At 41.7% G+C, this 19,771-nt stretch carries 17 protein-coding genes and 1 pseudogene; 14 read left to right on the forward strand and 4 right to left on the reverse strand.

Annotation, left to right across the window (positions count from 1 at the left end; translation table 11 throughout):
- Positions 1-73: 73 nt before the first annotated feature.
- Positions 74-850 carry a 3-hydroxybutyrate dehydrogenase gene (locus tag Q8G36_RS08085; protein ID WP_305159554.1) on the reverse strand — a complete coding sequence of 259 codons (777 nt, stop codon included), beginning with the start codon at positions 848-850 and terminating at the stop codon, positions 74-76.
- A 255-nt stretch (positions 851-1,105) separates the two neighbouring features.
- Between Q8G36_RS08085 and Q8G36_RS08090 the strand changes: the two genes are divergently transcribed.
- The 6 genes from Q8G36_RS08090 (at position 1,106) to Q8G36_RS08115 (ending at position 8,430) form a co-directional block, all read left to right on the forward strand.
- Complete coding sequence (locus tag Q8G36_RS08090; RefSeq protein ID WP_305159555.1) at positions 1,106-2,053, forward strand: 3-hydroxyacyl-CoA dehydrogenase family protein; 948 nt, start codon at positions 1,106-1,108, stop codon at positions 2,051-2,053.
- The gene (locus tag Q8G36_RS08095) at positions 2,050-3,225 is read left to right on the forward strand and encodes an acetyl-CoA C-acetyltransferase (RefSeq protein ID WP_305159556.1); all 1,176 of its coding nucleotides are present in this window, start codon (positions 2,050-2,052) and stop codon (positions 3,223-3,225) included. Before Q8G36_RS08090 ends, Q8G36_RS08095 begins: the two co-directional genes overlap by 4 nt.
- 64 nt (positions 3,226-3,289) lie before the next feature.
- On the forward strand, positions 3,290-4,960 hold the full coding sequence (locus Q8G36_RS08100) for a sigma-54 interaction domain-containing protein (RefSeq protein ID WP_305159557.1): 1,671 nt from the start codon (positions 3,290-3,292) through the stop codon (positions 4,958-4,960).
- A gap of 691 nt (positions 4,961-5,651) precedes the next feature.
- A complete protein-coding gene (locus Q8G36_RS08105) occupies positions 5,652-7,037 on the forward strand; it encodes a GntP family permease (RefSeq protein WP_305159558.1) in 1,386 nt (461 codons plus the stop codon).
- Between the two features lie 32 nt (positions 7,038-7,069).
- Positions 7,070-7,765, forward strand: a complete 696-nt coding sequence (locus Q8G36_RS08110) for a CoA transferase subunit A (protein ID WP_305159559.1) — start codon at positions 7,070-7,072, stop codon at positions 7,763-7,765.
- A gap of 17 nt (positions 7,766-7,782) precedes the next feature.
- Positions 7,783-8,430 (forward strand): 3-oxoacid CoA-transferase subunit B, encoded by a 648-nt coding sequence (locus tag Q8G36_RS08115; RefSeq protein ID WP_370694020.1) that lies wholly within the window; start codon positions 7,783-7,785, stop codon positions 8,428-8,430.
- Positions 8,431-8,788: 358 nt separating this feature from the next.
- On the opposite strand, the pseudogene Q8G36_RS08120 reads toward Q8G36_RS08115, so the two are convergent.
- A pseudogene (locus Q8G36_RS08120) lies at positions 8,789-9,324 on the reverse strand (DUF6434 domain-containing protein).
- 441 nt (positions 9,325-9,765) lie between these two features.
- On the opposite strand from Q8G36_RS08120, the gene Q8G36_RS08125 reads away from it, so the two are divergent.
- Positions 9,766-10,686: a peptidoglycan-binding protein gene (locus Q8G36_RS08125; RefSeq protein ID WP_305159560.1), complete on the forward strand. Its 921-nt coding sequence runs from the start codon at positions 9,766-9,768 to the stop codon at positions 10,684-10,686.
- 57 nt (positions 10,687-10,743) lie between these two features.
- On the opposite strand, the gene Q8G36_RS08130 is transcribed toward Q8G36_RS08125, so the two are convergent.
- Positions 10,744-11,592, reverse strand: a complete 849-nt coding sequence (locus tag Q8G36_RS08130; RefSeq protein ID WP_305159561.1) for an HAD-IIB family hydrolase — start codon at positions 11,590-11,592, stop codon at positions 10,744-10,746.
- Positions 11,593-11,760: 168 nt separating this feature from the next.
- Here Q8G36_RS08130 and Q8G36_RS08135 point away from each other — a divergent pair, with 168 nt between their 5' ends.
- On the forward strand, positions 11,761-12,750 hold the full coding sequence (locus Q8G36_RS08135; RefSeq protein WP_305159562.1) for a LacI family DNA-binding transcriptional regulator: 990 nt from the start codon (positions 11,761-11,763) through the stop codon (positions 12,748-12,750).
- Between the two features lie 274 nt (positions 12,751-13,024).
- On the opposite strand, the gene Q8G36_RS08140 is transcribed toward Q8G36_RS08135, so the two are convergent.
- Positions 13,025-13,501, reverse strand: a complete 477-nt coding sequence (locus Q8G36_RS08140; RefSeq protein WP_305159563.1) for a GNAT family N-acetyltransferase — start codon at positions 13,499-13,501, stop codon at positions 13,025-13,027.
- Positions 13,502-13,694: 193 nt separating this feature from the next.
- Here Q8G36_RS08140 and Q8G36_RS08145 point away from each other — a divergent pair, with 193 nt between their 5' ends.
- From Q8G36_RS08145 to Q8G36_RS08170, 6 genes are all read left to right on the forward strand, one after another.
- Complete coding sequence (locus tag Q8G36_RS08145) at positions 13,695-15,176, forward strand: sigma-54 interaction domain-containing protein (protein ID WP_305159564.1); 1,482 nt, start codon at positions 13,695-13,697, stop codon at positions 15,174-15,176.
- Positions 15,177-15,441: 265 nt separating this feature from the next.
- Positions 15,442-16,878, forward strand: a complete 1,437-nt coding sequence (ablA, locus tag Q8G36_RS08150) for a lysine 2,3-aminomutase (protein ID WP_305159667.1) — start codon at positions 15,442-15,444, stop codon at positions 16,876-16,878.
- A gap of 2 nt (positions 16,879-16,880) precedes the next feature.
- A complete protein-coding gene (locus Q8G36_RS08155) occupies positions 16,881-17,147 on the forward strand; it encodes a YokU family protein (protein ID WP_063232442.1) in 267 nt (88 codons plus the stop codon).
- A 66-nt stretch (positions 17,148-17,213) separates the two neighbouring features.
- Complete coding sequence (gene ablB, locus Q8G36_RS08160) at positions 17,214-18,077, forward strand: putative beta-lysine N-acetyltransferase (protein WP_305159565.1); 864 nt, start codon at positions 17,214-17,216, stop codon at positions 18,075-18,077.
- A gap of 13 nt (positions 18,078-18,090) precedes the next feature.
- Positions 18,091-18,321 (forward strand): ferredoxin, encoded by a 231-nt coding sequence (locus Q8G36_RS08165; RefSeq protein WP_061464616.1) that lies wholly within the window; start codon positions 18,091-18,093, stop codon positions 18,319-18,321.
- Between the two features lie 75 nt (positions 18,322-18,396).
- Positions 18,397-19,764, forward strand: a complete 1,368-nt coding sequence (locus Q8G36_RS08170; protein ID WP_305159566.1) for an aspartate aminotransferase family protein — start codon at positions 18,397-18,399, stop codon at positions 19,762-19,764.
- Positions 19,765-19,771: the final 7 nt, after the last annotated feature.

The raw sequence follows: 19,771 nt of genomic DNA on the forward strand, positions 1-19,771 counted from the left end.
AGACAGAAAACCCCGAATAAAGTGCACCTTTTTTGGTGTAATTCATTCAGGGTTTATTGCAGATGGATTTTTTTTATTGAGCTGTATATCCGCCATCTAACACGACTGCCTGGCCTGTGATGCCCCGTGCTTTGTCGCTTGCGAGAAAAATGGCGTAGTCGGCAATTTCACTTACATCAAGTAAGCGGTTTTGTGGGACAAGTGGATAGATGACCTCTTCCAAAACGCTTTCCAGTGGTACTTGTCTTGTTTTCGCCAGGTCCTCCAATTGACCGCGGACAAGAGGCGTGTCTACGTATCCTGGGCAAAGGGCATTGACGGTTATGCCAAAAGAGGCGCTTTCCAAGGCGGCGACTTTCGTTAATCCGATTACACCGTGTTTGGCACTATTGTACGCTGCTTTGTTGGCAAATCCAATCAGACCGTTAATGGAAGAGATGTTGATGATTCTGCCGAAGCCTTGTTCTTTCATGATGGGCAAAACGTTCTTAATTGAAATGAATGGCGCGGTTAGCATGATTTTGATCATCAGTTCGAATTTTTCAGTTGGAAACTCTTCGATTGGAGCAACATGCTGAAGGCCGGCGTTATTTATGAAAATATCTATTCGTCCGTATGTATCTTTAGCTTGTTTGATTAATTGGATAATATCGTCTTCACTTGTTACGTCTGCCTTTAAGCCGATAACTTCCAAGCCTTTGTTCCTTAGGTCTAAAGCAGCTTTTTCAACCGTGTTTTGATCAAGGTCAGACAAAACGACCTTTGCGCCATTTTCAGCGAATATCTTTCCAATCTCAAAGCCGATTCCTCTAGCAGATCCGGTAATTATCGCCACTTTATCTTTAACCATATTACATTCCTCCAATAAAAAATGTAATGGTCCAGGTCTGTCATTTTATATAGTAAGCAGGGAATATTTCATAGAGTAAGCTCTATTGGAAATATAAAGGGAAGGTTATAAAAATATGGTTTAGGTTAATGAGTAAGAGTCTATCATGATTTTCAAGATAAAAAAAGAATTTTATTTCCCCTTATCATTGGCATAGATATTGCATGAATAAAAAGTGAGTGAATACAGGTAATTAAAACGGAAAGGGGAAGCTTGATGATTAAAAAAATAGCCATTATCGGTTCAGGTGTAATGGGGAGTGGGATCGCTCAGTCTTTTGCAGGTAGCGGGTATTTCGTCACCATTAACGATATAAAGGAAGAGTTGCTATACCTTGCCCAAAATCGAATTTCTGAGAATCTATCACTGCTCATTGAGGAAGGGGTTTTGACTGATGAGGAAAAGCAAGGCGCTTTAGCGAATATTACGTATAGCGTTGATTTGGAAGGGGCTGTAAGGGAGGCTGATTTTATCATTGAGGCGATTCCGGAAGTCATCGAGCTGAAATTAAAGCTATATGAGCAAATGGAGGAAATAATCAAACCGGATGCAATTGTTGCTTCCAATACATCGACCTTTCCGATTTCTCAATTGATGGAGAAGGCCTCGTTTGCGGACAGAATGGTCATCACGCATTTCTTTAATCCTGGCCATTTGGTTCCATTGGTTGAAATTGTTCAGCATGACGAAACAAAGCCGGAAATCGTCAGGACAACTATGGATTTAATGCGTAAAATCGGTAAGTCTCCGATTCTCTTGAAAAAAGAAATAGCAGGATTCATTGCCAATCGTCTCCAGACTGCCTTGATGCGGGAAGCCTTTTATCTATTAAAAGAGGGTGTTGCCGATGCTGAGGATATCGATACGGCGATAACGGCTGGACCAGGTTTTCGATGGGCATTTACCGGGCCGATCGAGATTGCTGATTTTGGCGGACTTGATACATGGCAGCGTGTTATTGATAATGTTTCACCGGTATTGGATCAGAGTAAGGAAGCCCCTGATTTGATTCGTGATTTGGTAGCTAAGGGAAAGCTTGGGACGAAGTCGGGAGAAGGGATTTTTACGTATGAAGAATCTACCGTTTCTCAGAAAATCAATGAGAGGGACCGTAATTTTATTAAACTGGGAAAATTAAAAATGGAGAAGGAGGAAGCATTATGAGAGAAGTAGTGATTGTAGGGGCAGCAAGAACACCAGTTGGTGCGTTTGGAGGCAGTCTTGCCAATTTGTCGGCGGTTGAATTGGGAGTTGTGGCCGCTAAGGAAGCGATTAAGCGGGCAAATATTTCGGCTGACATGATCGATGAGGTATTGGTTGGGAATATTCTATCTGCTGGATTAGGGCAAAATGTGGCACGTCAGGTTGCGATTCATGCAGGAATTCCGGAAACAACGCCGGCCATGGCCATTAATAAACTTTGCGGGTCTGGCCTCCGTACGGTCATAATGGGGGCACAATTCATTGCCCTTGGTGATGCTGATGTGATTCTTGCCGGGGGTATTGAAAGCATGAGCAATGCTCCGTATTTACTTCCAAATTATCGTTTTGGACAGAAAATGGGTAATGCCGAAGCAGTCGATTCAATGACATATGACGCCTTAACGGATGTTTTTAATCAATATCATATGGGCGTGACTGCGGAGAATATCGCCGAGCAGTGGGAAATCAGCCGTGAAAAGCAGGATGAATTTGCTTTAGATAGCCAAATGAAGGCTGAAAAGGCGCAGCTTGAAGGACGATTTGCAGATGAAATCATACCTGTTGAATATAAACGCAGAGGAAAGACGATCTTGGTGGATCAAGATGAACACCCACGACATGGGCTGACGATAGATCAGCTAACGAAGCTGCGTCCTGCTTTTAAGGAAAATGGAACGGTTACGGCAGGAAATGCGTCCGGAATCAATGATGGGGGTGCGATGTTAGTCCTGATGTCTAAAGAAAAAGCAGACGGGCTGGGGCTGGAAGCATTAGCAACAATTAAGTCATATGCAAATGCCGCGCTTGATCCGAAAATCATGGGATACGGTCCTGTGCCTGCGACAAGGAAAGCTTTGGCAAAAGCGGGATTGACAATAGAGGAAATTGATTTGATGGAAGTGAATGAAGCCTTTGCGGCACAGTCACTCGCCGTACTTAAGGACCTTGAACTGAAGCTGGAGAAAGTGAATGTAAATGGCGGGGCGATAGCTCTGGGTCATCCGGTAGGTGCTTCCGGTGCCCGGATCTTAGTGACTTTATTGTATGAAATGAAGCGCAGGGATGCAAAAACCGGCCTTGCCACCTTATGTATCGGTGGCGGACAGGGAACTGCGCTGATTGTGGAACGGTAATGACTTGGCTTCATTTTCCTATGATATAATGGAGGAAACTTCAGACGGGTTAAGGAGAATAGGAATGGCCAGCGATAATAAAACTATTCAATTGGAATTAGTGAAAGCGATATTGGAAGAATTGCCTTTTGGTGTTTTGGTAACGAAAAACGAAAAAGAAATCGTTCTAAGCAATCGCGTATTATCTGAGGCTTTTGCTGAGAATCAATTTGATCTGCAGGTAAATTTGATTTTAGAAAAAAACCTTGTACCAGCTGTAAATACTCCGATCCGTTTGAATGATAATAATGGGATTGTCAGAAAAGCCATCATTCAAATGGGTGATGATGAGTATCAGATTTACCTCCTATTGTTTACAAATAATAAAAGTGATTTTCTTAATATAGATAATCATGAAGAACTTCTGTTTAAGGATATTATCGAGTTTGCCTATGACGGCTTGGTGATGGTTGATACGGAAGGGTATGTCCAAATGCTGAGCCACGCTTATGCGGATTTTCTTGGGGTCGATCAGGAAAGCTCTATAGGGAAACATGTAACGGAGGTCATTGAAAACACCCGTATGCATGTGGTTGCCAAAACTGGCAAGCAAGAGGTCGCTGAATTACAAAAAATTAAAGATAATTATATAATTGCGACCCGCTCCCCGATTCGGAAACAAGATAAATTAATAGGAGCGGTCGGGAAAATCCTTTTTAAGAATGTCGGGCAATTTACCGCTCTTTCCAAGCGGATAAATTCTCTTGAAGTAGAGCTGAAAAAGTACAAAGGCGATTTTCGCGAGAGAAACAAGGCCTCATATACGTTTGATCATTTGATGGGACGAAGTCCTGCTTTCATGGAAGTAAAAGATCAAGCCAAAATTGCAGCTAAAAGCGACTCAAATGTGTTGATATTGGGCGAAAGCGGAACAGGTAAGGAGCTGTTTGCCCATTCCATTCATAATGACAGCAGACGCGCAATGGGCGTGTTTGTCAAAGTGAACTGTGCTGCCATCCCGGCCGAGCTGCTGGAGTCAGAGCTTTTTGGCTATGAAGAGGGTTCCTTCACTGGTGCAAAAAAAGGCGGCAAAGCAGGTAAGTTCGAAGCGGCTGAAGGCGGAACGATTTTTCTGGATGAAATCGGTGAGCTGCCACTGCATATGCAGGTGAAACTGCTCCGTGTTTTACAAGAAAAAGAGATTGAGAGGGTCGGTTCGACGGGAAGTATTCCTATTGATGTACGGGTAATCGCTGCAACGAACCGTAATCTGGAGGAAATGGTCTCGAAAGGGGAATTCCGACTTGATATGTATTACCGGCTGAAGGTCTTGCAAATCCAGGTTCCTTCCTTAAGGGAGCGACCGGAGGACATTGACATACTGGTGAATCATTTTGTTGAAAAGTACCAGAACCTCATGAAAAAACGCGTAACGGGGATGAGTGATCAAGCTTTACGGTTGCTTCGTCTTTATAAATGGCCGGGTAATATTCGTGAGTTGGAGAATATCATTGAACGCGCCATGAATATTGTTGAAGAAGGGGAAATGATACGTTCCAAGCATCTTCCTAAAGAAATAACGGGTCATAAAGAATCAGTCTCGATCCGCACTTTAGCTGAAGTAATGGATGAAACCGAACGGGCTGCAATCGTTTCATGTTTGGAAATGACTTCTGGTAATAAATCGGAAACGGCAAAGAGACTCGGGGTGAGTCGAACAACACTGTATGAAAAAATGAATAAATATGGTTTATGAATGCAGAAAGTAGATTGGAACGGATGTGCGTGACTCCTGCGGGAAAGCATGTCCAAACGAGACCACGCAGGCACAAAGGTGCCGAGGGCGGACCGCCCGCGGAAAACGAGTGCCTGGAGTGGACAAATTGTACTAATACTAAAAAAACTAAAGTCAAACTATAAAAAAGTGTCCTTTAGCCAAAGGGCACTTTTTTATAGTTTTTAACCAGCTCTCTCTAGCAAATTATTATGTGTGTTAGGAAATCCATACATAAAACGCGAGGGAATTTAAATGTTGTAAGAAAAGGCTTACACTTTTTTGGAGTTTATACTTGTGTGTTCTGAAACCTTGACAGTTTTAAGGGATTTTATTTATAAAAAGGGAAATAAAATGTTTGAAAAGGCTTTAAAAGATGAGATTTTTCATTGTATTTAAGTTGGCACAATAATTGCATAATTACTTTAGTGAATGGCCTATCTGTCATTTTATATTGTCTTTCCACGTAAAATGAAAAGGGATTTCGAATTCAACAGATTGTTGAAAGCGTTCTCAATAATTGGGAAGCACTTAGGAAGATCATTCAGCTTGACTTGGGGAAGGCAGGCTTGGATGGTAAAAGCGGAAAAATAAAAAAATGTGGAATTTAGGAGATTAATAGTTAAGGGCTTCCGAAATTATTTTGGGGCAAGGGGAAAAAGGGGGAATTGAGTTGGTGATTCAAATTTTAGCCATTGTTGTGGCGCTGGGACTTTTAATCTTTTTAGCCTACCGGGGCTATCCGGTCATTATCATAGCGCCGATTGTTACTTTATTGGCGGTCATTTTATCCGGTGGACATTTGCTGCCGAGTTATACAGAGACATATATGACGTTTGCGGCTAACTATATAAAAGCGTTTTTTCCAATATTTTTATTAGGGGCCGTATTTGGAAAAGTCATGGAGATGAGCGGTGCAGCTGCATCCATTGCCAAGACCATCGTAAAATCATTAGGCTCAAAGCAGGCTATTCTTGCTGTAGTGCTGGCCTGTTCGGCTCTGACATATGGCGGGGTTTCACTGTTTGTAGTGGCATTCGCCGTTTATCCATTCGCAGCGGCAATTTTTAAAGAAGCAGACATTCCAAAGAGATTATTGCCGGGAACGATAGCATTGGGCGCTTTCACTTATACGATGGATGCCCTTCCTGGAACACCTCAGATTCAAAATATCATTCCAACGAATTATTTCGGAACAGATACCTATGCAGCTCCACTAATGGGGATTATTGGCGCGATCATGGTATTCACTGGAGGAATGCTCTGGTTAGAACGTCGTCGTAAACAGGCTTTGGCAAATGGTGAAGGCTACGGGGAAGGTCATATTAATGAACCAGAAAGTGCAGAACAGCAAAACCTGCCTAACTTTTGGCTGTCCATTGTACCGCTCATCCTTGTCGTAGCATTTAATTTTGCTTTCAGCCGCAGTGCCATTTCGGTTAAGCACTGGTATGATGCATCGATGTTGAAGGAAACTTTCAACATTGCCGATGTAAGCACAGTCACTTCATCCTGGTCTTTGATTGTTGCACTGACAATCGGAATTATTGCAGCGATGCTTCTGAATGTTGGCCGCATCAAGGTCAAATTGGCAAGTGGATTAACAGCTGCTGCAATGGGATCTTTGCTTGCCATATTCAATACCGCATCTGAAGTTGGTTTTGGGAATGTGGTGAAAACGCTTCCTGGGTTCTCGGTCATTCAAAACTGGGTGTTCAATGCAAGCGGTAATCCGCTCGTATCCGAAGCTATTGCCGTCAATGTACTGGCAGGGATTACCGGATCTGCATCAGGTGGACTTTCGATTGCATTAGAAGTAATGGGAGGTCATTATTTGCAGGTGGCCCAAAGTGTCGGAATCAGCCCGGAAATGCTTCATCGGATTGCATCCATGGCATCTGGCGGAATGGATACGCTGCCGCATAATGGTGCCGTCATTACCTTACTTGCCATTACTGGACTGACACATCGTCAATCTTACAAGGATATCTTTGCGATTACGGTTTTGAAAACAGTGACCGTGTTCATCATTGCTTTTGCAACTTCACTGTTTATTTAATAGAATAGTATTAAGAATGGAGATGATGGAAAATGAGTAAATTATTAACATCTTTTGATAGCGCTATTCAACAAATCGAGGATGGGGCAACCATTATCGTTGGCGGGTTCGGATTAAGCGGAATACCAGAAAAACTAATCATTGCTTTGCGTAACAAAGGTGTAAAGGATTTGACGATTGTCAGCAACAATTGTGGTGTCGATGATTGGGGTCTAGGTCTTTTGCTTGAAAATAAACAAATCAAAAAAATGATCGCTTCTTATGTAGGGGAAAATAAGTTATTTGAACAGCAATTTTTAAGTGGTGAGCTGGAGGTCGAGCTAGTTCCCCAAGGAACGCTGGCTGAGCGTTTAAGAGCGGGCGGAGCGGGAATTCCTGCCTTTTATACAGCTACAGGAGTAGGAACGGAAGTCGCAAAAGGTAAAGAACATAAAGAGTTTGATGGCCGCACATACATTATGGAAAAAGGAATTGTCGGAGATTTTGCCTTTGTAAAAGCCTGGAAAGCAGATCATTTCGGTAATCTTGTATATCGGAAAACGGCAAGGAATTTTAACCCTGTCGTTGCCACAGCAGGGAAAGTCACGATTGTCGAAGTGGAGGAGATTGTGGGCACAGGAGAGCTCGATCCAGATGAAATTCATACTTCAGGGGTTTATGTACAGAAAGTGCTTGTAGGAAATGACTATGAAAAACGAATTGAAAAACTTACAACTGCTAACGCATAAAAAGGAGGAGTATTCGAATGACTAGACAACTAATTTTAGAACGGGCCGTTAAAGAAATCCAAGATGGTATGTGTGTAAATTTAGGGATCGGAATGCCGACCTTGATTGCCAACATGATTCCAAATGACTTTAATGTCATGCTTCAATCGGAAAATGGCTTACTGGGAATAGGGCCTTATCCACAAAAGGATGAAGTCGATCCGGATTTGATTAATGCAGGAAAAGAAACAGTAACGGCAAAATCGGGGGCATCATTTTTTGATAGCGCTGAATCGTTCGCGATGATTCGCGGCGGCCACATCGATCTAGCCATTTTAGGCGGGATGGAAGTTTCCGAGAATGGGGACTTGGCAAACTGGATGATTCCAGGGAAGATGGTAAAAGGAATGGGAGGCGCGATGGACCTCGTCCAAGGCGCAAAACGAATTGTTGTCATTATGGACCATGTGAACAAGCATGGGGAATCCAAAGTGAAAAAGAACTGTACCTTGCCATTGACGGGAGAAAAAGTCGTCCATTGCCTGATTACCGAACTGGCTGTTTTTCAATTTACAGAAGCTGGCATGGAATTGATTGAATTGCAAAATGGCATCACACTTGATGAAGTGAAAAACAAAACAGAGGCTGACTTTACAATAAGCCCCTCTATTGAAATTAGAGCGTAAGTTAAAGAGATTAATAAAATAATTCATTAATAGACTACTTTCATTCGCAAACGGGCGAACGGAAGCAGTCTAATTTTTTTTGGGAAATTCCCTTTCTACTGTGAAGGAACAACAAGCTATTTCACCTTAGTTATCAATACTTGGCAGACAGTAGGCGGAAAGGGGCTTAAGGAGGGTATGTGTAAGGGTTTCCACTCCAGGCACTCGCTTTCCGCGGGCGGTCCGGGAGCCTCCTCGGCGCTCGCCTGCGGGGTCTCCCTTGGCCACGCTTTTCCCGCAGGAGTCTCGTACCTTCCGTTCCAATCAACTGGAACTTCTAAAAATCAAATCACTTTAAAGTATAAATGTTAAGGTGTCCTTATATTTCATTATTAGGTTCATATTTGTTGCTTCCAGGAAGTTTCTTGATTTTATTCCAGGCTTCAATTGCTTCTGCACGACTTTTACCTTGATTTTTCGGATCAGCAAAGAAGTCACTAGTGAATGGATTGTATTCAAATTGAGGTGCAATCTTTTTCTTGAATGTGGGGTCTTTCTTTCGTTCTTCTTCCTCATACCGAGCATCTACAACATCACGATGCGTTTTCCCTACGTTACTTTTAAGGTAGTTTTGAATATATGTTTAAAAAAGAAATTTAGGGATAACAGTCTTGAAAAAGGCTCTCACAACTTGACTACAACGATGGTTTTCTGTAATGACTGGATCAAGGCTTAAATGTACTTGAGGCTCTACCGTCCTGTTGATTTTGGTTTTACTAATAGGACTTTTTATCTCTCCTGTCCACCAGTAGAACTTATCCCGTTTTCCCTGCAAAACGTTTGCAATTCCGCTTTCAACCAATAGAAATCTTTGAAACTTTCAATGCTAATATCTTTTGATAGATTAGGTCTCAAACAATAACACTTCCTTAAATTCTATTATATATCCATTATAGAAAGAATGTTCTTGTTGTTCAAAACAACAAATTCAAAAACAACAATTTACGAAAACAGCCTTAAGAAAAAACTGTAGGCTACTCTCATCCCGAACCATGTTTTAAGACTAGATTATCCTTCATGCTTTTTTACTGTAACCCTTAATGGATAGAAGAAATATGCGACACTCCTGCCGAAAAACTGGCTAGCCGAGACCCCGCAGCCGTTTACCGGCGAGGAGGCTTGGCAGACAGTCGGCGGAAAGGGAGCGGATTTCTGAAATCAACTGGAACGTTTGTTAATTAAATAACATATTACTTCTATTCTCTAATAAATGAGAACAAACTTTTCCAACTCTGCTACTTTTCCGTTAAAAAGTCTTATATAAAGTCTGATGGGAACTTAATAGGAGGGATTATAGTGAAAGTAGCATTACGAGCATTATTGGATCGATCAGTGAAAAAGATGGGCATAGGGATGAATCCTGTGGTGAAGGCATCAGCATTGGAAATGTTGGAACGTGCTTATACTGAAGGGATCACTGTACAGATAAGTGCAGGCCATCGTTCTTTGGCAGAACAAGCCGCGCTTTATGGTCAAGGACGGGTTTATAGCTATAATGGAAAAAACTATAGTAATCCAGCTAAACCTATTGTCACAAATGCTAAGCCAGGCCAATCTTATCATAATTTTGGACTGGCTATTGATTTCTTCATTGTAAGTGATGATGGCAAGAGGGCGATATGGACAGTGAATTCAGAGTGGCAGCGCGTGGCTGCCATAGGTAAGGATTTAGGATTTAAATGGGGCGGGGATTGGAGTTCATTCAAGGATTATCCCCACTTGGAGATGACAGGCGGGTTATCTTATACACAATTACAAGCAGGAAAAGAACCTCACCTTCCCTTCAAATTAGAAAAAATGGAAATGCCGAAGACCAGCAAAGGAGATAGTCATATAATTTCGATACAAAAAACGTTAAATAGCCGATATAAAACGAATATTGAGGGTGATGGGTTTTATGGTCCCAAAACTCGATCGGCCCTTATAAAAGGTTTACAAACGGAGCTGAATAAGCAATTCAATAAAAAGCTGGTTGTCGATGGAAAATGGGGACCTAAAACCAAGACTGCAATCGTCACCATAAAGAAAGGAGCTACAGGCAATATCACATGGATGCTGCAAGCAGCCCTCTATATGGAAGGATTTAACCCCGGGCCTCTTGACGGGGAATTCGGGGGAAAAACCGAGGCGGCATTATTCAAATATCAAAAGGCAAGCAAGATTTCAGCTGATAAGCTTGCAGGTCAAGAAACATGGAATGAATTGTTTACTTGCTAGAGCATCAATCCCGTTAGCAGGAGTTACCCCAAGTTTTCTAATTACTTTTACTTCCCCTCAAATATTAATTATTGATTGCAAAGTTTTTAATATTCCTTTAGAGTACGTATCTGTCGCTATTTTAGTATGAGCTTCCTTGGCTTCTTGAGTTGCATTCCCTACAAGGTAACCATGTTTAACACTTTTTAACATGAGTAGATCATTTCCGCTATCCCCGAAAGCAAAGGCATGCTCCCGACTCAGCCCGAATTTGTCTAGCATAAAACGTACAATCTCATTTTTTCCAGTACCTAATGGAATAAAGTCTACATCATAACTATCTTCAGGATCGCCGGCAAGGGGATTACAACGATTGATATTTACCCCTATCCTGTACTCTTTGGCCACCCTCTGGATGGTGGATAAGTTCTTCTTGTCGACAGATTCATGTTGTATTTGATAGTAATAATTTCTTTTATAGCGTGAACTTCCCATTTGAGTCTGAGGAGTTAATGGTATATTGCCGTTAAGTAGAACATTATAAATTTCTTCAACTTTCCTTTTATTAAATTCTTCGATATTAATCTGTGAATTCCAATCTGGATCCTTTTCCAAAAAGTTTTTTTCTGAAAAATAGGTGATTTCGGTACCTAAGTCACTGGCTATAAAATGCGGAAAAAATCTGAATCGACCATGTTCCATTTTATTTAATATTGATTCGATACTACTCCCAGTAACCCAGCCAAAGACAAGTCCTTCTTCATGACTTTTTGCTTCTAAGTAATTTTCAAGTTCATATAAATCTTTCTGTCTCTCGTGACTCATGGAGTGAGGATAATAGGTTTCATCAAAATCACAGAATACAATGTATTTTGGGTTTTCAACATTTGGCAATAATTGAAACCCGCCCTTTTTATTCAATAACATAACAATCCCTCCATTAGCTAAAAATATCTAAAATGCTTTAGTAGCAACAAACTTTAATGAAAAATACACCTCCGGAAGATTTTGTTAATATGTGTTATATTAGGAACGGTTTCATAATAACTTCTGAAATCGATAACATGTCAACTACTTATTACAAGGATGGATTAAATGGCTAAAATTAGCGAGATAGCTAAGCTATGTAACGTCTCTAAAACAACGGTATCTAGAGTCTTAAATAATCATCCATATGTATCAAAAGAAAAAAGGGAACAAATCTTAAAGGTCATTGAAGAGCTTGACTATACACCAAGTTCACTTGCCCGGAATTTTAGGACAAATAAAACCCAAACCATTGCAATATCAGTCCCAAGATTCGATCATCCATTCTTTGCACAATTGATTAAAGGAGTATCTCTAGCAGCATTGGAAAATGATTATAAAGTTCTTATTTTTCAAACCTTTTATGATTCGAAAACTGAATTAGATGTTATGGAAAAATTAAAGAATAGAGAAGTGGATGGGGTTATTTTAGGAGCGTTAGAGAATGAATGGAATTTAATAAAGCCTTATTTGAAATACGGCCCAATTTTATTGTGTAATGAATACCATCATTCCGCCTCCATACCGATTATTGGTTATGATGAGTTCGAAGCGACATACAAAGCTGTTAATCATTTAATAAAAAAAGGCCATGAAAAGATAGGTTTTTGCTACGATACTTCTTATAGTCAGGCTCAAAGTCAAAGAAAAGAGGGGTTTTTAAAAGCTTTAGCAGATAATGATTTACTACACAATGAAGACTGGATATTTGGACATGGGTTTAATATTGAAGATGGATTCCGTATTTGTGATGAAATATTTAAATTAAAGGAAAAACCTACTGCCTTATTTACTGGAAATGATCAGGTCGCAGCAGGATTTATTAAAAAGGCAAGTACGTTGGGCTATAAAATACCGGAAAGCCTAGCTATAGTTGGTTATGATAATCAATCCATTTGCCAAGTCACAACCCCCACCATAACCACAATCGATATACCGATTATGGAACTGGGACAACGCACTGTAATAGAGTTAATAAAATATTTAAATAATGATTTGAAATTAAAGCGCGACGTTATTAAATTACCTACTAAACTTAAAATCAGGGAATCGACCTAACCTTCATTAGGATATAAAAACTTTATATTTAGGTTCATTATCCTTATAAAATTGCTAAAGAAATTCTAAAAGGTGCGGAGTTCAGGAGTTCCAGTTAGATTAACGTTGGCGGATAGGATGTAATTCGGCCTAAGCGGAAATAATACCCGGGAATAATCCGATCAACCCCCAGAATAATTCGACTTTCCCGGGAAATAATTCACCTAAAACCGGCATAATTCGACTTACCCCGGAATAATCCTTCCTACATACAAATCCTATTTATCTGAAGAATTCATTCAAGTTCCAAGCACCAATCATTGCATTGCATAAAGCTCCCTGGCGGGTATTCGAATTCACATTCAGAGATGAGGTTGAATTTGAGCTTGCGGCAAATTGCGTTTGATGCAGGATTATTGATTGAAGGGAATGCGTGAATGTATTTGTATTTTCGTTCGGCTTTGATTTTCTCTATCAGTGCCTTCACGGCATGAGATGCGATTCCTTTTCCTTGAAAGGAAGGGAGGACGCTCCAACCGATTTCGTACACACTTTCATCGTTCCACACTGTTTGCCAGTAGCCAACGGAACCGGCTGCCTCCCCTGGAAACGGGTTGATGCTAAACATGCATCCCTTCTCTCCAATCTGTAGATACCGTTGATGGCGTTTCAGGATTTGTTCATTGCTTTCTGGTCCGCCAAGATGTTCCATCATTTCTGGGGCATTTAGTTGAAATAGTAATTCAAGATCTTTATCTTCCCATGGTTTCATTTCTAATCTAGTTTCCGAAATCCGACTCACCTCTTCTTTTTATATTTTCTACTATTAATTTTCTTTCCTGGATGCGAGATTCCTTTATTTGACCTTATTATTCTATTGCCTTTGTATTGAAGTTTGATTTTAATAAGAATAAAGAGAAAAATGTTTCCCATTAAATGCTATAATTTACAGGTGATTCTATCAAATGACAGAGAACGGAGATGAAGAAATGAAATCTTCAGTAAATCAGTTTTCCACTCAATTTGAATGGATATTGAATGTGATCAATGTGGGTGTCCATATTGTGAATAAGGATGGGGATACGGTTTTTTACAATGAAATGATGGCACATATTGACGGGCTTGATCGCGAACAGGTGCTGGGGGAGAATATTTTTCAGCTGTATCCTTCATTGACTGATGAATCCAGTACACTGCATGTAGCATTGGAAAAAGGCAATGAAACGATTGAGTCCATTCAAACATATGTCAATTTAAAGGAGAAAAAGATAACGTCCATCAATAGTACGTATCCTTTGTATGGGGATGGTGAAATTATTGGGGCAGTGGAAATCGCAAAGGATATTACGAAGGTCATGAATATGTACGACCAAATTGTCGATTTGCGTTCCCAGCTGGCCGAGACGCATAAGAAAAATAAGTTCTCTGAAGGGACAGCAACCTATCATTTTAGTGATTTAATCGGTACTAGCCCTGCTTTTCAGCAAGCCATTTCCTTGGCGAAAAAAGCGGCCCGTACACATTCCCCAGTCATGATTTATGGACCAACAGGGACAGGGAAAGAACTGGTCGCGCAAAGTATACATAATGTAAGTGCTCAGCGAAATCAGCCATTCATCGCGCAAAACTGTGCGGCTGTTCCAAAGGAATTGATGGAGGGGCTGCTGTTCGGCACGACGAAAGGGGCTTTTACCGGAGCGATGGATCGCATGGGCATTTTTGAACAGGCAAATGGCGGTACCCTCTTCCTTGATGAGCTGAATAGCCTCGACCTCGGTCTGCAGGCAAAATTGCTGCGAGTGCTTCAGGAAGGTGAGGTGCGCCGTGTTGGAGGTTCGAAGGAGCAAAAGGTTAATGTGAAGATCATTGCTGCGATGAACATTTCTCCAGAAGAGGCGTTGGAGCGGGGAATCATTCGCTCGGATTTATTTTTTCGCCTAAATGTCGTAACGATCCAAATGCCTTCTCTTTTGGAGCGTAAAACGGATATTCCGGAAATCGTCAATCACTTTATTCAAAAGTTCAACAAATCATTTTTTACGGAAGTGCGCGGGATCAGTCAAAAGGCGATGCAGCGGCTTCTTCAATATCCATGGCCCGGGAACATTCGTGAACTGGGACATGCCATCGAGTTGACCTTTAACGTCATGGACGCAGGAGAAGATATGATTGATGAACATCATCTTCCTGCTTATCTTTTCCCTTCTGGAAATTACACAACAGCAAATGCGCAGAGCAATACTTCCCCATTGAAAAACAAGATTGATTTACCTGTCGTTCTTGAAGAAATGGAAAGGGAAATGATCATCAATATGTTTGAGAAGTATAACGGGAATATCAGCAAAACGGCTGAAGCCCTCAATATTAAAAGACAGGGACTGCAATATAAGTTAAACAAGTACGGAATTGAAAAAGTTTATACGGCAGGATCGAAGGAATCAAAGTGAATTCAGGTTTTTTGGAAACGCTATCACTTTCTAGAACATGCTGTAACTTGAAGAGGGCTCTTGTGTAAAGAGACCCTCTTTTTTCGCTTGGCGCAAATAATCTGGCTGCAAAAAATTATGCATAATGAAAAATATCTTGCGATTTTAAGCTCGGTTTGCCCCTTTTGCTTATGTTTTCCTTGTTATTAATGTTGGCATCATTCTTGCAATAGTATATTTATAAGTTCTTAGAATAAGGGGGGCATTTTAAATGAATTTGATGGGAATGGATGTAAAACATAAAGAATACCTAGGTGGACGCAGGCATTATAATGATATCGAATTATGGAAGGATGTAACGGAAGAGCAGTGGAATGATTGGATCTGGCAATTGACCAATACGATTAAGACACTGGATGATTTGAAAAAGGTCGTCAACCTGACACCGGATGAAGAGGAAGGAGTCCGGATTTCGACTCAAACGATTCCGTTGAACATTACGCCTTATTATGCTTCTTTGATGAATCCCGATGATCCCCGCTGTCCGATTCGTTTACAGTCGGTACCGCTTTCGGCAGAAATGAACAAGACAAGATATGATTTGGAGGATCCGCTGCATGAGGATGAGGATTCCCCTGTTCCAGGATTGACGCATCGTTATCCGGATCGCGTTCTATTCCTTGTAACGAACCAATGCTCCATGTACTGCAGATATTGTACGCGACGCCGTTTTTCAGGTCAGGTTGGCATGGGTGTTCCCAAGAAGCAGCTTGACGGGGCGATTGAATATATCCGGAACACTCCGGAAGTGAGGGACGTGCTGATCTCTGGTGGAGACGGCCTGTTAATCAATGATAAGATCCTTGAATACGTATTGAGTAACTTACGTGCCATCCCGCATGTTGAAATAATCCGGATCGGCACACGTGCACCGGTCGTTTTCCCGCAGAGGATTACAGAAAACTTATGCAATATTCTGAAAAAATACCATCCGATTTGGTTGAATACGCATTTCAATCATTCACTTGAACTGACGGATGAAGCGAAAAAAGCATGTGATATGCTGTCGATGGCAGGGGTGCCGCTTGGTAATCAGGCAGTCATCCTGGCTGGTATCAACGATAGTGTACATATCATGAAAAAGCTTATGCATGACTGTGTTAAAGCAAGGGTAAGACCTTATTACATTTATCAATGTGATCTATCTGAAGGGATTGGCCATTTCCGGGCGCCGGTTTCAAAAGGACTGGAAATCATTGAAGCGCTGCGAGGCCATACATCAGGATATGCAGTGCCAACCTTTGTGGTGGATGCTCCTGGCGGAGGCGGAAAAATTGCCTTGACTCCGAATTACCTTCTTTCGCAAAGTCCGGATAAAGTCGTTTTACGGAACTTTGAAGGAGTAATCACAAGTTATCCGGAGCCGAAGAATTATGTTGCCGGCAGTGCGGATGCTTACTTTGATGAAGTGTATGGTACTGCGGATAGGAAAGAAGCCGTCGGGATTTCCGCTCTCATGACGGACGAGAAATTCAACTTGGTGCCAGAGGGCCTTCGTCGTCTTGACAAGAGAAAAGCGTATGAAAGCACTGATGAACATGCTTCCTTGAAGGATCGCCGTGATAAACGGGATGAAATGAAGGAAAAATTAAGGTTAGCCCAAGAAAAAAAGAACGACATGGCTGCTAGTGGCTCGGTGAAATCCGGTGGCAAGGAGGAATGAAGATGGACTGCTTGTGGTGCAATGCCCCAAACGTGGAGGAAAGCGAAAAGAAGGATTGTTACTGGATCATGCCTGATGGGAAACGCTCAATAAAAGTCCTTCAAGTTCCAGCCTTGAACTGTCCTGAATGTGGAATCTATGTATCTGATTCGATGAATCAAAAGGTGGATGAAGCCTTATCCATATATGATGTGAGTGAATACCCTGATGAGTTTACGTATGATCAGCTTCTTCAGGCACCTGTCAAAAAATTATTCAATTGGAAATAGAATGCTGGGAGAAGCGGATGATATGCATCTCTTCTCCCAAATTCTTTAAATAAGGGAGGGTACATAATGCCTGTTCAAAAGCTGCCTTTTTTCACCCAAATGGAGACCGGGGATTGTTATACGATGGAACTCTATCATGATCATGCCAATCAGCGCTTACGCATGGATGATTATCGGGGAAATATCAAAAAAGCGATCGATAGGGCCCTTGCCATCGCAAAGGAGCAGGGCTTTACTAAAGTGATACTTAAAGCCAGGAATGAAGATTTATCCGCTGCATTGGGTCAGGGATTCATGCTGGAAGGAATATTGAGCAAGTATTTCAAAGGGAATGATGCCTATTGCATGGCCTTCTATTTAACGGATGAAAGGCGAACAAGCGACTTTTGGGTCAAGGAAGATAAAGTCATCAAAGATGTCAGTGAGATTCCTAGACTGATTGAATCTCAGCAAATACCTGAGGATTATATCCTCCGGTTTGCTACGGAGAAAGATGCACAAGAGCTGGCGAATTTATATGGTACCATCTTTGAAACCTATCCTACACCGATGAATGATGAGCGATATATCAAGAAAGTGATGGAGGAAGGTACGATCTTTAGTGTTATCGAATATGAAGGAACCATCGTGAGTGCTGCATCCGCGGAAGTGAATGAGATGTATCACAATGCTGAATTAACGGACTGTGCAACCATTCCCCAACATCGAAAGCATGGTTTCATGAAGGTGCTCATCTCCGCATTGGAACAAGAATTGTTCAGGAAAAACATTTATTGCTCTTATTCATTAGCGCGTTCATTGTCAATGGGCATGAACGCCGTCTTTCATCAGCTTGGATATGAATATGGAGGCAGATTAACGAAAAATTGCAATATTTGGGATAAGTATGAGGACATGAATATTTGGGGTAAAGATTTATCTTTCAAGTAGGAGGTTTGTTTCTATGGCTAAATACACATGGGTTGATAAAGAAACATGTATTGCGTGCGGGGCATGCGGTTCAACAGGTCCTGAAATTTATGACTATGACGATCAAGGGATCGCTTTCGTCATCTTGGACGATAATCAGGGGATTGCCGAAGTTCCTGAGATCCTGCATGATGACATGCAAGATGCCATGGAAGGCTGCCCTACAGAATCCATCCTGATTCAGGATGAGCCTTTTAGTTGGTAGGATCGGTTCTTGTTAAGAACTTAATTGATTAATAGATCATGCACAGTGGGTACGAACGTTAAAAGGAGAGATGACATGACACGCAATTATTTGATTAAGCCTACTTTAGATCATGACTATCCCACTATCTCTCATGGGAATGGAATTTATCTTTATGATATAGATGGAAATCAGTATATAGATGGATCATCAGGAGCGGTCACAGCAAGTATTGGCCATGGTGTAGCAGATGTTGTCGAGGCAATGACGGAGCAAGCCCGCAAAGTTTCTTTTGCATATAGGTCTCATTTTACGAGTGAAGCCGCAGAGGCATTGGCCAAAAAGCTAAGTGAGTTGGCTCCTGGGGATTTGAATTGGTCATTTTTCGTGAATAGTGGATCGGAAGCGACCGAAACGGCGATGAAGATCGCGATTCAACATTGGCAAGAAAAAGGGTTTGAGCGAAAAAACCGCATCGTCTCCAGGTGGACGAGTTATCACGGGATCACGATGGGCGCTTTATCGATGTCCGGCCATGTACCAAGAAGAAAGCGTTTTGTTCCGCTATTGGAGGATTTCCCTAGCATTTCGGCTCCCTACTGTTATCGCTGTCCTTATAATAATGAAACTTCCGGATGCAAGCTTCAGTGTGCAAATGAACTGGAGACAGCCATTCAAAGGGTCGGCTCTGAGAATATCGCCGCTTTCATCGCAGAACCCATAATCGGAGCATCCGCTGGTGCTGTAACACCGCCGGATGGCTACTATCAAAGGATTAAGGAAATCTGTGAAAACTATGACATTCTTTTTATTGCCGATGAGGTAATGACGGGAATCGGACGGACAGGAAAAATGTTCGCGATGGAACACTGGGGAGTCACTCCGGATATCATCGCATTGGGTAAAGGAATGAGCGCAGGCTATACTCCAATGGCAGCCACAATGGTTACTGACCGTGTCATGGAGCCTATTTTAAAAGGCTCAAAATCAATCATGGCTGGACACACATATAGTGCAAACCCTCTATCTGCTGCCGTTTCATTGGAAGTGCTTTCCTACATTGAGGGAAATGACCTGGTTCAGGCTGCGGAAGAGAAAGGTCTATATCTGTTTAAAAAGCTGCAAGGGTTGGCTGAGAAATTCGACATCATTGGTGATGTAAGAGGGAAAGGGCTGCTCCTAGGGCTTGAGTTTGTCTCAGATCGGATTTCAAAAACGCCATTCGACTTGCAAATCGGCCTGACTACAAGGCTTGTCAATAAGGCTTTTGCGAAGGGGTTGTTAATCTATCCTGCTGCAGGTGCGATTGAAGGAATCGCTGGCGATGCGGTTATCCTATCTCCGCCATTAATCATTACGAATGAAGAAATCGATCGCCTCGTCAAGATACTGGAAGCTTCCCTCGAAGAGTTGCAGCAAGAATTGCACGCGGAAGGTTTGATTGAGGACATGCAGGCTATTTAGGAGGAAC

This window comes from Peribacillus frigoritolerans, from assembly GCF_030676415.1.
Taxonomy (GTDB): Bacteria; Bacillota; Bacilli; order Bacillales; family DSM-1321; genus Peribacillus; species Peribacillus frigoritolerans_A.

Bases quoted from the DNA above. Each gene is read 5' to 3' on its own strand.
- Q8G36_RS08170 (WP_305159566.1), top strand. From the start codon at position 18,397: ATGACACGCAATTATTTGATTAAGCCTACTTTAGATCATGACTATCCC.
- Q8G36_RS08095 (WP_305159556.1), top strand. From the start codon at position 2,050: ATGAGAGAAGTAGTGATTGTAGGGGCAGCAAGAACACCAGTTGGTGCG.
- ablA (WP_305159667.1), top strand. From the start codon at position 15,442: ATGGATGTAAAACATAAAGAATACCTAGGTGGACGCAGGCATTATAAT.
- Q8G36_RS08110 (WP_305159559.1), top strand. From the start codon at position 7,070: ATGAGTAAATTATTAACATCTTTTGATAGCGCTATTCAACAAATCGAG.
- Q8G36_RS08165 (WP_061464616.1), top strand. From the start codon at position 18,091: ATGGCTAAATACACATGGGTTGATAAAGAAACATGTATTGCGTGCGGG.
- Q8G36_RS08085 (WP_305159554.1), bottom strand. From the start codon at position 850: ATGGTTAAAGATAAAGTGGCGATAATTACCGGATCTGCTAGAGGAATC.
- Q8G36_RS08145 (WP_305159564.1), top strand. From the start codon at position 13,695: ATGACAGAGAACGGAGATGAAGAAATGAAATCTTCAGTAAATCAGTTT.
- Q8G36_RS08100 (WP_305159557.1), top strand. From the start codon at position 3,290: ATGGCCAGCGATAATAAAACTATTCAATTGGAATTAGTGAAAGCGATA.
- Q8G36_RS08155 (WP_063232442.1), top strand. From the start codon at position 16,881: ATGGACTGCTTGTGGTGCAATGCCCCAAACGTGGAGGAAAGCGAAAAG.
- Q8G36_RS08140 (WP_305159563.1), bottom strand. From the start codon at position 13,501: ATGAAACCATGGGAAGATAAAGATCTTGAATTACTATTTCAACTAAAT.
- Q8G36_RS08090 (WP_305159555.1), top strand. From the start codon at position 1,106: ATGATTAAAAAAATAGCCATTATCGGTTCAGGTGTAATGGGGAGTGGG.
- Q8G36_RS08115 (WP_370694020.1), top strand. From the start codon at position 7,783: ATGACTAGACAACTAATTTTAGAACGGGCCGTTAAAGAAATCCAAGAT.
- ablB (WP_305159565.1), top strand. From the start codon at position 17,214: ATGCCTGTTCAAAAGCTGCCTTTTTTCACCCAAATGGAGACCGGGGAT.
- Q8G36_RS08135 (WP_305159562.1), top strand. From the start codon at position 11,761: ATGGCTAAAATTAGCGAGATAGCTAAGCTATGTAACGTCTCTAAAACA.
- Q8G36_RS08130 (WP_305159561.1), bottom strand. From the start codon at position 11,592: ATGTTATTGAATAAAAAGGGCGGGTTTCAATTATTGCCAAATGTTGAA.